This is a genomic window from Roseibium sp. RKSG952, from assembly GCF_009711355.1.
This window is the reverse complement of sequence record NZ_SMMF01000960.1, coordinates 203,591-216,887: the sequence shown is the minus strand read 5'-3', so window position 1 is coordinate 216,887 and position 13,297 is coordinate 203,591. Positions and strand designations below refer to the sequence as shown.

At 56.3% G+C, this 13,297-nt stretch carries 15 protein-coding genes and 1 pseudogene; 6 read left to right on the top strand and 10 right to left on the bottom strand.

Features of this window, described 5'->3' with window-relative positions:
• Together E1297_RS42270 and E1297_RS42265 are read right to left on the bottom strand one after the other, a co-directional pair.
• Positions 1-568, bottom strand: a 568-nt coding sequence (locus tag E1297_RS42270) for a DUF2189 domain-containing protein (RefSeq protein WP_155149189.1), incomplete at its 3' end; no start/stop codon positions are given.
• A 274-nt stretch (positions 569-842) separates the two neighbouring features.
• Positions 843-1,334 carry a DUF2938 family protein gene (locus E1297_RS42265; RefSeq protein WP_155149034.1) on the bottom strand — a complete coding sequence of 164 codons (492 nt, stop codon included), beginning with the start codon at positions 1,332-1,334 and terminating at the stop codon, positions 843-845.
• A gap of 66 nt (positions 1,335-1,400) precedes the next feature.
• On the opposite strand from E1297_RS42265, the gene E1297_RS42260 reads away from it, so the two are divergent.
• Both E1297_RS42260 and E1297_RS50585 read left to right on the top strand, forming a co-directional pair.
• Entirely contained in the window at positions 1,401-1,805 is a 405-nt protein-coding gene (locus tag E1297_RS42260) for a helix-turn-helix domain-containing protein (protein ID WP_155149032.1), read from the top strand.
• Between the two features lie 238 nt (positions 1,806-2,043).
• Positions 2,044-2,172 (top strand): annotated as a pseudogene (locus E1297_RS50585) (IS5/IS1182 family transposase); the annotation flags it as partial.
• Between the two features lie 67 nt (positions 2,173-2,239).
• Here the strand turns inward: E1297_RS50585 and E1297_RS42255 are convergent.
• The 7 genes from E1297_RS42255 to E1297_RS42225 all read right to left on the bottom strand — a co-directional run bounded on the left by E1297_RS42255 (position 2,240) and on the right by E1297_RS42225 (position 10,351).
• Positions 2,240-3,688, bottom strand: coding sequence for an NAD-dependent succinate-semialdehyde dehydrogenase (locus E1297_RS42255; protein WP_155149030.1), 1,449 nt, complete (start codon positions 3,686-3,688; stop codon positions 2,240-2,242).
• Positions 3,689-3,758: 70 nt separating this feature from the next.
• A complete protein-coding gene (locus E1297_RS42250) occupies positions 3,759-5,429 on the bottom strand; it encodes a BCCT family transporter (protein WP_155149028.1) in 1,671 nt (556 codons plus the stop codon).
• Positions 5,430-5,495: 66 nt separating this feature from the next.
• Entirely contained in the window at positions 5,496-6,959 is a 1,464-nt protein-coding gene (locus tag E1297_RS42245) for an aldehyde dehydrogenase (protein ID WP_155149026.1), read from the bottom strand.
• Positions 6,960-6,973: 14 nt separating this feature from the next.
• On the bottom strand, positions 6,974-8,011 hold the full coding sequence (locus tag E1297_RS42240; protein ID WP_155149024.1) for an LLM class flavin-dependent oxidoreductase: 1,038 nt from the start codon (positions 8,009-8,011) through the stop codon (positions 6,974-6,976).
• Between the two features lie 6 nt (positions 8,012-8,017).
• The gene (locus tag E1297_RS42235; protein ID WP_244328083.1) at positions 8,018-8,953 is read right to left on the bottom strand and encodes a flavin reductase; all 936 of its coding nucleotides are present in this window, start codon (positions 8,951-8,953) and stop codon (positions 8,018-8,020) included.
• Positions 8,950-9,777: an alpha/beta fold hydrolase gene (locus E1297_RS42230; protein ID WP_155149022.1), complete on the bottom strand. Its 828-nt coding sequence runs from the start codon at positions 9,775-9,777 to the stop codon at positions 8,950-8,952. Before E1297_RS42230 ends, E1297_RS42235 begins: the two co-directional genes overlap by 4 nt.
• A complete protein-coding gene (locus tag E1297_RS42225) occupies positions 9,749-10,351 on the bottom strand; it encodes an amino acid synthesis family protein (protein WP_155149020.1) in 603 nt (200 codons plus the stop codon). The genes E1297_RS42230 and E1297_RS42225 overlap by 29 nt, the downstream gene beginning before the upstream one ends.
• Positions 10,352-10,454: 103 nt before the next feature.
• Between E1297_RS42225 and E1297_RS42220 the strand changes: the two genes are divergently transcribed.
• A complete protein-coding gene (locus E1297_RS42220; RefSeq protein ID WP_155149018.1) occupies positions 10,455-11,147 on the top strand; it encodes a GntR family transcriptional regulator in 693 nt (230 codons plus the stop codon).
• A complete protein-coding gene (locus E1297_RS42215; protein WP_155149016.1) occupies positions 11,140-11,436 on the top strand; it encodes a DUF1330 domain-containing protein in 297 nt (98 codons plus the stop codon). The genes E1297_RS42220 and E1297_RS42215 overlap by 8 nt, the downstream gene beginning before the upstream one ends.
• A gap of 12 nt (positions 11,437-11,448) precedes the next feature.
• Here E1297_RS42215 and E1297_RS42210 read toward each other — a convergent pair whose 3' ends face one another.
• Positions 11,449-11,805 (bottom strand): hypothetical protein, encoded by a 357-nt coding sequence (locus E1297_RS42210; RefSeq protein WP_155149014.1) that lies wholly within the window; start codon positions 11,803-11,805, stop codon positions 11,449-11,451.
• 173 nt (positions 11,806-11,978) lie between these two features.
• Between E1297_RS42210 and E1297_RS42205 the strand changes: the two genes are divergently transcribed.
• Entirely contained in the window at positions 11,979-12,812 is an 834-nt protein-coding gene (locus E1297_RS42205; protein WP_155149013.1) for a bifunctional allantoicase/(S)-ureidoglycine aminohydrolase, read from the top strand.
• 108 nt (positions 12,813-12,920) lie between these two features.
• The gene (locus tag E1297_RS42200) at positions 12,921-13,244 is read left to right on the top strand and encodes a hypothetical protein (RefSeq protein ID WP_209016323.1); all 324 of its coding nucleotides are present in this window, start codon (positions 12,921-12,923) and stop codon (positions 13,242-13,244) included.
• Positions 13,245-13,297 lie beyond the last annotated feature (53 nt).

Here is a 13,297-nt window from a genome sequence, read left to right as displayed (position 1 = left end):
ACACAGCCGACAAAAACGCGCCAACGCATGTGCCAACTGCAAGGAATGTCCAACCATGCGGCGTGAAGAGGACTGCATTCAAAAACCCGTCAAAATCCGAAAACGAAGCCTTCTGCAGGATAATCGCCAGCCATAGCCGTACTTGGTAAACCCACACCCAGAAAATGAACAGGGTGACAAAGGCCATCCAGCCCATTTCGCGCTTGCGCTGATCGGCCATGACGGTGAGGATTTCAGACCAGCCGAAACTCTCCCCCTTCTGCATTCGTCGTGACATCTCATAAAGCCCGGCAGCAGCAAACGGCGCAACCAGCGGAAAGCCAATTACAGCGGGGATGATCATCCAGATCTTACCGAGCCAGATCAGGCTCCAGACGAATAGGATCCCAAAAACCGCATAGAACAAGCCGAAGAAACCGCTCATTAAAGGGCGCGCCAGAAAGTCCGAAAACCCTGCTTTCAAAGATGCTGTGATATCGCCCGCCGTCACCGTGTTTATCTTGGGCATGCCCTGCTGCTGCGGCGCTGGGTTGTCTGGTGGTGTAGAACCTGCGGTCTTGGACGTCATGACACACTCCTCCCAAAGCACGGTACTGCGTTGGTCCGTTTGGCAACAGGCCAACTATGAAACAGACATCCCTCTTCCACCTACAAATTTTGCATAACGAGAAGCATAAGCGCCACGAGGGCAATGGCAGCTTTGTTGTGCTTACCTGTCTTGCACTAAATCAGGTCGAAGATCGATTTTCGCACTCTGGCAACACGTCGCTCGAAGAAAGGTCAAGACTGGTTCAATGGAGGCAATGTATCCAAATCACAATATTTCTGCATTGCGGTACAGATCAGAAATAAGGCTTTAACGCCAATGCGCTTAACCAAAGACCTATCCCGAAAACCGCGTGTGTAATAACACTACGCAACCGCAGTTTCCAAGCTTCAGGTGCCTTTGAAACAGCTACCCCCCAACCAAAGAGCGGTTGAAAAATCAGCCAAGGCACCAAGACCGTTCCCAGGCCAAAGCTCAGACCTTGCCAGGCTTTAGGAGCATCGAGCGCTGTCGACCCAAACAGAAAAACGAAACCGATCCCGAAGAGTAATCCCAGAAAAATATGAGCGCCCCACCCCAGCACCGCTTCTCCATCTACAGGTGCTGTGGTGCGAATGTCGGCGTGTGAGAAGCCGGTGCGAGGAACCGATCCTATCCAACGTCCAACCAAACAGTAGAACCCATTTGTTGCAGGCCATCCCTGGCGCAATAGCCCAACAAGATCAGTGAAAACTGTTGCGCCAAAACCGACAATCGCGCCCCCAATCAAAAACTCTACGACATTCATAATCTTTCCTTTTCATGTCGAATCCTTAATAAGTTTTGTGCAACTTGAAGCTGGGTTTAAGTCAACATGTTCCGCCTTGATATCGCCGAAGTCGCCCAGCGCAGCGGCTTCCCCCCATCCACTTTGCGCTACTACGAAAAGCGAGGCCTTATCGCCTCAGATGGCAGGCAAGGGTTACGTCGGCAATATGATGATAGTGTGCTCACGAGGCTCGCATTGATCTCATTGGGTCAGCGGGCTGGTTATACCTTGGATGATATCGCGGCCTTGTTTCGACCCCAGGGAGGTAAGCTGGATCTAAGTCGTCACGAATTGCGAAACCAGGCGGGCAACTTGCGCAATCAGGCGCAAAAATTGCAGGCAACTGCAAACCTTCTGGATCATATCGCCGCCTGCACGGCACCTTCCCACCTGGAATGCCCCAGATTCCAAGCGTTGCTTAAGGACGTTCTCAATTCTGGTGGGTATTGAGGGCCCACTCCAACTACCAGATCTCGGCCTGCATACTTGCCTTTCAGCAGGGGGCCACGAACGTCCGCATCGTTAAGTTGGCGACTTTCTGCAAACGCAACTGATGCCCATTGAACGTCAGTCTGCGCATCATTTCCGTGCCCTATTGTGGAGTCACGCTGTCAGATCGTTCAGACAGAGTGTTGGTGCGTCTGACGTAATAGACCGCATCCTTGGATGGAAACAAAGCAAGATATCTGTGCAATAAGAAAAGCGCCGCCATAAGCACCGTACGCGAACAGCGATCATGTTCGGCAGGTCCAATGGCTGGCGGCGCGTTGCCACTCGGTGCAACAGATATCCCAAGGTCTGTCTATCGACGGTCGCCTTCATAGCAAACACCATGTTCTGCTATGTGGCAAAACGAGTCCTGACACCGGCTCTTGCTCTTCACGTCAGATGCTCAGGCAACAATATTTGAGTTCGAGATAGTCTTCGATCCCGTACTTTGATCCTTCGCGCCCCAGTCCGCTTTCCTTTATGCCGCCAAATGGTGCCACTTCGGTAGAGATTAGACCCGTGTTTACTCCGACCATGCCATACTCAAGCTCTTCCATGAATTGCCAGACCTGCGACAGGTTTTGAGTGTATACATATGACGCCAGCCCAAATTCGGTATCATTAGCAGCGGCAATGGCGTCGGCAATCTCCGAGAACCTGAATACGGGCGCTAGTGGACCAAAGGTTTCTTCCCGCGCAACCGCCATGTCCTGTGTTGCGCCCGTGATGACAGTCGGCTGAAAGAAGGTCCCACCCAGCTCATGCTCTGAACCACCAGTAGAGATTTCTCCGCCTTTATCCACCGCATCAGCAATGTGCTCACGGACTTTGGAAACAGCTGCGGGTGTGATCAGCGGACCAATTGCCGAGCCGTCTGCAAACCCGTCCCCAACGGGCAGCGCAGAAACCGCCTGTGTCAGCTTCTCGACAAAGGCATCATGGATGCCATCCTGCACATAGAACCGATTGGTGCAGACGCAGGTTTGCCCGGCGTTGCGGAATTTTGAGATCATCGCACCTTCGACGGCCTTATCCAGATCAGCGTCGTCGCACACGATGAAGGGCGCGTTGCCGCCCAATTCCAGCGAAAGTTTTTTGACCTGATCAGCGCCCTGCTGCATCAGGATTTTTCCGACACGGGTCGATCCGGTAAAGCTGATCTTACGCATCACAGGGTTATCGCTGAACGCTTTGCCGATACCAATGCTGTCGGTTGACGTCACGACTGAGAATACCCCGGGTGGGATGCCAGCCTCTTCTCCCAACTTCGCCATCGCCAGAGCAGACAAAGGCGTTTCGGCTGCAGGCTTGACCACCATGGCGCAACCAGCCGCAAGCGCTGGGGCCACTTTGCGCGCGATCATCGCGTTGGGGAAGTTCCACGGAGTAATGGCACCCACCACACCGACGGGTTGTTTCATAACCACAATGCGCTTGTCGCGCTGATGGCCCGGGATCGTATCGCCGTAGACACGTTTAGCCTCTTCGCCGAACCATTCGACAAAGCTGGCACCATACATGATCTCGCCCTTGGCCTCGGCCAGTGGCTTGCCCATCTCGGCTGTCAGGATCGCACCAAGATCATCCACGTTGGCGACCATCAGATCGAACCACTTGCGCAGAATTGCGGCACGTTCCTTGCCTGTTAGCGCCGCCCAGTCCTTTTGGGCGGATTGCGCGGCGTCGATGGCTGCGTTTGCATCAGCGACCGAGCAATCCGTGACCTTCGCAATTACCTCTCCGGTCGAGGGGTTCGTGACATCGAACCGGGTATCGCGCGCCACCCATTCTCCGTTCAGATAGGCCGCCTCAGTCAAAAGATCGGCACGCTTCAAAGTCAGCATTGGTGTCTCCTGTTTGATTGCAAACGGGCGAGGATGTCCCCGCCCGTTTAAATTGGTTGGTGATGCCGGCTCAGGCGTGCAGATCACCGTCGAGCGCGGTTCCATCCGGTGCTACACCCGACGGCACTTTCGTAGCCGAGCTGTCCTCGTAGAGGGACTTGATGACACCCCATGCCATCAGGACCACGAGGATCGAGATGGGAAGCGCGGCTGCGATGGCGGCGGTTTGCAGGGCAGACAGGCCACCAGCGATCAGAAGAACGGCGGCAACCAGACCTTGTGCAGCGCCCCACACGACGCGGTGCAGTTTCGGTGGGTGCGCATTGCCCATGGACAGGATCGTGGTCACGACCAGAGTGCCCGAGTCCGAGCTTGTGATGAACCACGTCGCCAGCAAGAAGGTGGCCAGTGCCGAGATCAACCAGGACAGCGTGCCATTTGAGGCTAGCAGGTCAATCGTGCCGTAAAGCGTACCGCCCAGGTTCCAGCTGTTGACCATATCGATCAGGCCGGCGGTACCAACGCCATCTGCGGCGTTCATTTCGATGAACAGAGCGTTGCCGCTGAAGATCGAAATCCAGATGAAGGCCATGGTGGTTGGTACGAACATGGCGCCCAGCATGAATTCACGGATCGTACGCCCTTTGGAAATACGCGCTACGAACATACCCACAAAGGGTGCCCAGCTCAGCCACCAGCCCCAATAGAACATGGTCCACGCACCTTGCCATGCCACGTCTCCGGGCTCGGACGCGGTCCAGAAACCCATCGACCACAGGCCGGTGGCATAGTCACCCATGGCGTTCATGAAGAAGCCGATCAGCCACTGGGTCGGACCTGCGAACAGGAAGAACAGAACCAGCAGGATCGACAGGATGATGTTCCACTCCGACAGGATGCGGATGCCTTTTCCGATCCCCGAAACCGCCGACAGGGTCGCAACGATCGAGATGCCAACGACCAGCCCGACCTTGAGCATCGTGCTCGTGCCCGTGTTGAACAGAACGTTCAGCCCTTCGGCCATTTGCGTAACACCAAGACCCATCGAGGTTGCGATACCGAATACTGTGCCAAACACAGCCAACAGATCCACGGCATGCCCGGCCGGTCCATAGATACGGTCGCCCAAGATCGGGTACAGCGCCGAGCGGAAGGTCAGCGGCAGCTTTTTGCGGAAGGCAAAATACCCCAGCGCAAGACCCGTCATCGTATAGATCGCCCAGCCATGCAGACCCCAATGGAAGTTCGTGACAACCACCGCATCCACAGCCCGCTGCATGTTCATCTCGGTGTGCCCGGCGGCGTCAGCGAACGGGTTGTTTGGATAGCCCCAGCCCGCAGCATTGTCGAAGTAGAACAATGGCTCGGCGATACCGAAGAACAGGATGCCGATGGAAACACCCGCCGAGAACAGCATGGCGAACCACGAGAAATTGCTGAACTCCGGACGGCTGTCATCATCGCCCAGACGGATGGAACCGAACCGGCTGAACATCAGATAGAGACAGACAAAGAAAAGAATGACGACCGAACTGATATAGTACCAGCTCAGCGCGCCCTCGACCCATGAACGAACGCCTTTGTAGACGCCGCTGGCGAAGTCGACGTTGAGAATTGTGAACAGCACAAATGCCGCGACCATCGCTTTGGAAGCGATGCTCATCCCGTTGTGCAACCCTTTGAATATCCCCTTGTCAGAGACCAGATGGTCACCACTATTGGGGGGCTGGATGTCAGCCATGTTGGTATTCCTCCCATTGACAGATAAACGCACCGCTTGCCCTTGTTCGCGGTGAAGAGTTTCAGATCAGCGCATGACAAACGGATCCGGGATCGGATCGTCACTGGTGCGCAGCCAGACCGATTTGATCTTGGTGTAGTCCAGCGCAGCCTGCAGACCGCCTTCGCGCCCGTGGCCTGAAAGACCATGACCTCCGAACGGAGCGATGGGGCTGACGGCGCGGTATGTGTTGACCCAGACAATGCCCGCCCTAATGGCACGGATCATGCGATGTGCGCGGGTCAGGTTCTGGGTGAAGAGGCCCGAGGCCAGCCCGAACTTGGTGTTGTTTGCGATTGCAATGGCTTCTGCTTCGGTCTCAAACGAGGTCACAGACAGAACAGGCCCAAAGAACTCATTGGTGAGGCTGTCCGCATCCGGTACGTCCGAGCAATCCAGAATGGTCGGCGGAAAAAAGAACCCGTCGCGGTCAATTGGCTTACCACCTGTTACCAGTTTGGCTCCCTGCGCAATCGATCGCTCGATCAGACCAACTGCGACGTCCCTCTGACGCTTTGTGCACAGCGGGCCAACCTCGGTCGCCATATCATCTGGCGCTCCGATTATGACAGCCTCGGCTTTTTCCTTAAGCCGTGCCAGAAACGCGTCCTTGATCGAGGCTTGCACCACGAGGCGCGAGCCCGCGACGCAGCTCTGGCCAGTCGCAGCAAAGATACCGGAGACCTGAGCATTCACGGCGCTTTCGATGTCAGCATCGTCAAAGACGATGAACGGGGACTTGCCACCCAGTTCCAATGAGGTTGAAGCCAAGTTTTCGGCCGAGTTGCGCACGATGTGACGTGCTGTTTCTGGCCCGCCAGTAAAGGCCACATGGGCGACTTTTGGATGGCTGGTCAGCGTAGCCCCTGCCACGGGACCACCGGTGATGATGTTCAGAACACCTTTCGGGAACCCAGCCTGATCGAAAATGCGCGCAAATTCCAGCATCGGTGCGGGCCCTTCTTCCGAGGCTTTCAGGACAACCGTGCATCCCGCTGCCAGGGCCGGGCCAATTTTGACTGCCGACAGGAAAAGCTGAGAGTTCCACGGCACAATAGCGGCCACAACACCGATTGGTTCACGGCGCAGCCACACCTCCATATCCGGTTTGTCGATCGGCAGATGCGCACCTTCGATCTTGTCGGCCAGCCCCGCATAGTACCGGTAATATTCAGCTACATAGGCAATCTGCGCCGATGTCTCGCGGATGATCTTGCCGGTATCGCGGGTCTCCAACTCGGCCAGACGCGGAGCGTTTTGCGCGATCAGGTCGGCCAGACGGTGCAGCAGCTTACCGCGCGCTGTTGCGGTCATACCCGCCCATTCGGGCGAGAAGAATGCCTGATCAGCAGCTTCAACAGCTTGATTGACGTCCGCGGCACTTGCGTCGGGCATCCTGGCCCAGACCGCGCCTGTGGCCGGATCAAGACTTTCGAACTGCCCTGAACCATCAGAGAATGTGCCGCCGATATACTGATGAAACTGCTGCATTTTACGCCAATCCCCTACTGAAACGCCGGCATGACGTCTTTGATGAACCGCTCCAGCGAGGCTTTCTTGCGCTCGAACGGCATGCTTGAATCGATCCAGAACGAGTATTCGTCGTACCCAAGCTCTTCGCTAATGCGGAGGCGGTCGATGACTGTATCAGCGGTGCCGATGACCAGATCATGCTCCATGTTTTCGGGAGTATAAAATGGATGCGCGGCGATATCTTCGTCGCTCAGTGGGTCGATCAGACCTTGCGTGATATCCCGTTTATTCATGAACCAAGCGCCAAAATAGCAATAGAAGCGGTTCAGTTCGATCGCCGCCTGCTTCACGTCGGCCTCATCCTCGGCCACATAGGTATGACGCAGCAGCATGATTTTCGGCCGCGCAACATCCGGGAATTTCTCGCAGGCCGCGTTGAATTTGGACATAAGGTCTACGACCTCACCATCTCCATTCCAAAGCGGTGTCACCTGAACGTTGCAGCCATTCTGGACCGCGAATTCGTGGCTGTTCGGATCACGGGCCGCAACCCAGATCGGGGGACCATCCTGTTGCAATGGCAACGGTGCAGAGGTCGTTTTCGGGAACTGGTGGAACTCACCCTCATGCGCGTAATCACCCTTCCACAGATTCTGAACGGCAGGAATGAGCTCGCGCATGCGCTGACCGGCCTCCCAGGCATCCATGCCCGGCATTAGGCGCTCGTACTCAAAACTGTAGGCGCCGCGCGCGATGCCAAGATCTAGACGCCCGTCGGTGATGATATCGGCCATCGCGGCCTCACCCGCCAGACGGATAGGATGCCAGAACGGAGCGATCACCGTGCCCGTTCCCAGCCGCACGTTCTTGGTGTGGCGCGCAACATCGACCAGATTCAGAAACGGGTTCGGCGCGATGGTAAAGTTCATCCCGTGGTGTTCACCGGTCCAGACCGCGTGCATCCCGCCTTCGTCGGCGATTTTGCACAGCTGAATGAACTCATCATACAGCTGCTTCTGATCCTGATCCGGAGAGATCCGCTCCATATGCGCAAAGAGTGAGAATTTCATGCCAAGTTAGCTCCCCGCAGTGAGTGGTTTGACTTCGCCACTCACCTCATTTCCGTAATACACCCCGAAATTCCCGATGCGGCTTTCTTTGGCGAACCGCTCGAGCATGGTGCAGATGGCCGGATCGGCGATATCCATTAGAGTGGACTCGCTGATCTCGGTGAAAACACCATTTTCCGGATCGCCATCATCGGCCTGACACAGGAACGAGATGTGTTGAAGTTTGCGCGCTTCATCCTGATAAACTGAGTAGATAAACCCCGGCTCCGCCTGTACGCCGCTCTCGCTGATGAGACGGCTCAGGGCGGCGTTGGCACCATCGGCAACATCATCGGTGGACGGGATTGTCAGGCGGCCATTGCCGTCACCCTGCAGCAAGATTTTACCATCCCGTTCGATCAGGGCGGACACGACCAATCCTGTCCGTTTGCTCAGGGCCTTGGCTTCGGCAGCGGGGGTTACATAGGCACCGCGGGCATAGCCCAAGCCAGGTGCAATATTGTGATCAAAGGCTTTGACTTCACCGACCAAGATCAAGTGGTCGCCTGCATCAACGGTTCTGGACATGTCACAGTCGAACCAGGCCGATACGTCATCTAGGATCGGCGATCCGTTGGGGCCAGGCTGCCAGTCAACTGTCGCAAACCGATCCTCGACCGGGCGGGCAAAGGTGTTCGACACCTCAATCTGGCCTTCGGACAGAATGTTGATCGCGAATTTCGATGTATTCGCGAAGGTTTCATAGTTGCTTGAGGTGTTGGCAAGACACACCAGCACCAAAGGCGGCTCGAGCGAAACCGAAGCAAAGGAATTCGCGGTAAAGCCCAGCGGATTTCCCTCACCATCATGTGCGGTCACGACGGTGACGCCGGTCATGTAGGTGCCAAACGCATTGCGCAGGGCGCGCGGGTTGGTCAGCATGCGCGGGTCGAATTCGATCATTTTGGGTCAACCTCTTCCGATGGGGTTTGCAACCAGGCATCCAAAGCTGCATTCACGGTTTCCGGCGCGGTCAGATTCACCATATGCCGGTGATTTTCGATCACGAGGGCCGTCCCGTTTGGTGCGGCCTCAGCCATTGCGTGCGACATGGCCGGGGTCGAGTTCGGGTCGCCATCCCCGGTCAGGGCCAACAGCGGACAGGTAATGGTACCAAATCCGTCGGCATAAAGGGCGTCGCCACGTGCAAAAGCGTTATAGGCGGTGGCGTATCCTTCGATATTAACGGCTGAAAGCCACTCAGCAACATCGTCCCGCGCGGCCTGTTCGACGGGCGTATCGCCAAACCACCGCCGCAGCGGAGTTTCGACATCGAATGACCCGGTTCCGATCAGCTTGGCCCGTTCGATCACGGATTTGCTTGAGGCTGCATCCCGGCAAAACACGCCATTCAGCAGCGCGACCCGCTCAACCCGACCCGGGTTGCGGACAGCAAACCCACCTGCAATCAGCGCGCCCATTGAATGGCCTGCAAGATTGATACGCTGCAGCTTCAGCGCATCCAGAACAGCCAGCAGCCAATCCAGAAATACCGGCAGTTCAGAACCTGCTGGGATCTGATCGCTGCTGCCATGTCCCGGCATGTCCAGCGCGATCACATGGTGCGTTTGCGCAAGGAACTCGATCTGAGGACCCCATGCCGCTGACTGCATGCCCACGCCATGGATCAGCACAACGGGCGCAGCTTTCCCGACGTGGGAAAGCCCCGCCTCGCGATAGGCGACAGTACCGAACGGCTCAGACAGCTGCAGGGTTGTCGATGTCATGGCCCAGTTCCTTGAGATCCTGATAACGGTCACCGATACGGTGATGCGGGCGACCACCAATCGAGGCACCAAGCGCGATCATGATCTCATCCGGCGCGGGCGCGTCTGCCACCTGCAGCTGGATGGTCAGGTAATGGCTGCGCCGACCGCCATCATTCTTGTCCATCAGCGGGATTTGCATCGAGGCATTTGCCGGGCCACGCGTGTTGGTGAACGCCAGATAGGATTTTGCGCCAACCGCCTCACGATAGAAGTTGCCAAAGCGCAGGGTGTGGATCAGCGCCGATCCATGTTCGACCTCGCCATTTACACCAACGATCGCAGCCTTGCCGTACCCTTCGACCTTGTCCCCGCCACCTGCGGCGTCGAGCACCATGTCGGTCAACAAGCTGCCAAGGCCAGGCGCACAATCGTGAATCTCGGGCTTCAGATCGTCAACAAAGCCACGGCCAGCCCACGGGTTCCGGATCACCGCAATCGCTGCAATCATCTTCAATGGTTGCTCGGCGAGCTTGCCCCCTTCAATCAGGGTGTTTTCTACGTGCAGCAGTGTTTTGCGGATTTCGGCGGGCATGTCGGTATTCCTTGCGATTCGTTGCGCTGTAAGATGGTATACCATCATACCAACTGTCAATCATACCTTGTACAAAAAATGCCAAAACGATAGCGTCGCCGCCATGAGCACACCCAAACTAACGAAAATCGATCACCCGCCTGCCACCCTGCGCGACATGGTGCAGGAACGCATGCGCGAGGCGATCATCGAAGGATTATTCGAGCCCGGTCAAAGGCTTGTCGAACGCCCGCTTTGCGACCAGCTGGGCGTCAGCAGAACAGTGATCCGCGAAACCATCCGCTATCTCGAGGCCGAGGGGCTGGTGGAAATTCTACCGGGCCGCGGACCCATAGTAGCCACCATGAGCCGCGAAGACGCACGCCAAATCTACGATATTCGCCGAATGCTCGAGACGGCTGCAGCCGAAAACTGCGCTCGCAAGATCACGCCCGAACGCGCGCGATCTCTCAAAGATGCTTTGAAGCGTCTGAAACAGGGATTTTCTGATCGGACCCCCGGGGCGCTGTTTCGTGCCACCGCCGATTTCTATTCCGAGATCTTTGACGGCGCAGGGCACTACATCGCCTGGGATGTTGTCCAGCGCCTGAACGGTCGCATCAGCCGCCTGCGCATGATGACCCTGTCGGCCACCGACCGTGACCGCCCCGGCATCGCGCATATGGAACGGATCTGCGAAGCCATCATTTCGGGCAATCCCGAGGCTGCTCGGGTCGCCGTCGAAATGCATCTGGATGACACAACCTCAATCGCAGACCGTTTGCTTGCTGAAGAAGAGAAGAACAGCGATGACTAATACACCCAAAGCCTATTGGATCGCTAATGTGACCGTGACTGACCCCGAAGCCTATCAGGGCTATCAGGCGATCGCTCCCGAAGCCTTCCGCAAATACGGCGCCCGTTTTCTGGCGCGAGGGGAAGCGGAAACACTTGAAGGTCAACAGTGGCAGAGACGGGTCATCATCGAATTCGACAGCATGGAACAAGCGCGTGAGTGCTATGCTTCAGATGAATACCGGGCAGCGCGAGGAAAACGTGCCAGTGCCTGTCTCGCGGATATCGCGTTGATTGAAGGCCTAGAGTGACACTTATTCGTCTCAGGGCGTCAGTATCCAGTTGCCACTGGCGTCCTTACAACGGCGCGTTCTGATTTCACGGGTCTTGTCAGTGCCTTCCGGCTGGATGAAGTGCTGCAGGTGAACACAATTGTTCCGAATGTCTCGCACTCGGATCGTACCTTTTGATCCGGTCTGATCGTTCACCCACGACCGCTCCTGACCAACTCTTGGTGTACCCGTGGTCAGCAACGAGTTTGACGCGGCGTTGAGAACTTCGAAATCCGCAGGGCTCAGGCCCATTTCTGCAATGATTCGGGAAAGTGACTTGGCCTGAGCCACTGCCCCAGTTCCCAACAACATCATCGCGATCAATGCGGAAGAAACCCAGGCTTTCATGCTGGCCTCACTTTTTCTGATATATATTTACCTTCAAGGATATACCTCTGCGAAGGCATGGCCAAGCCCCGGATCTGCACCTTCAAATTATCCCGAACAAACCTATTGCATGACCAGCGCTAGGAGAGGGCAATCGTTACCTTCATAGTACCTCTGAAACGATGAGGCACTCGATGGCACAACCAAACTACTATGCTCCAAATGGCGGACATCCCGGACAGGAACAGCTTTTAACTGACCGCGCCATGTTTACCGACGCTTACGCAGTGATCCCCAAAGGCACGATGCGTGATATCGTGACCAGTTATCTGCCTTTTTGGGAGAGTACGCGCCTGTGGGTGCTGTCCCGTCCTCTAAGCGGATTTGCCGAAACATTTTCTCAGTACATCATGGAAGTTCAACCGGGCGGCGGCAGCGATCAGCCAGAAACCGATGCCATGGCGCAAGGCGTGATCTTTGTGGTCGAAGGAACGGTGTCACTGACAATTGCCGGAGCGGAACATGTACTGGAAACCGGCGGTTACGCCTATATTCCAGCAGGGAGCGAATGGACCCTGCACAACCGGTCTGACGCAATTGCCCGATTCCACTGGGTTCGCAAGGCTTACGAGGCGGTGCCGGGCCTGCCCGCACCTGATCCAATCATCACCAATGAACAGGACATTGCCCCAACTCCCATGCCAGGGACCGAAGGGCGCTGGGCCACCACCCGTTTTGCCGATCCAGAAGATCTGCGCCACGACATGCATGTGAACATCGTGACCTTCGAACCGGGCGGTGTGATTCCCTTTGCCGAAACCCATGTCATGGAACACGGTCTATACGTACTGGAGGGCAAGGCAGTTTACCGGCTCAATCAGGATTGGGTCGAGGTGGAAGCAGGCGATTACATGTGGTTGCGCGCCTTCTGCCCACAAGCCTGCTATGCCGGGGGTCCGGGGCGTTTCCGCTATCTGCTCTATAAGGACGTAAATCGGCACATGCCCCTGTCCCTGTCATCACGATAACTTAGAGTGGCCCGGTTTCGGGCCATTTTTCGGTCCGGGGGTTCACATAAGCGCCGGAATTTGCTGAAATAACTCTAAATTCCTTTTTCGAGTATTGGAGATTGGTCCATGAAACTGCGTACACCTTTGATGACACTTGCCGCGATTGCCACGCTTGCAGCTGTCGACGCTGCACCCGTGGCAGCCAAGGAAACGACCAAATCCGTCTTTGTCATGAGCCGCACCTGGGCTGTTACTCAGGTGTCGGATTCTCCTGTCATCTATCGCGCAACCCGCGACAACAACAATCTGAATCCCTTTGGCCCGCCGCCACGCCTGCGCACAATTCAGGCGATTGCAGCGATCCAAAAAGCAACCGGGTGCAAACCGATTGTGCCCAGCATGTATCAGAACATCTCGGGTCAGTTCTTCTCGCAAGTCAGCTGCAACTGACACTGCGTCAGAACGGCCATTGAGGTCGCCCCGGCGGCCTGCCATAGCTTGCG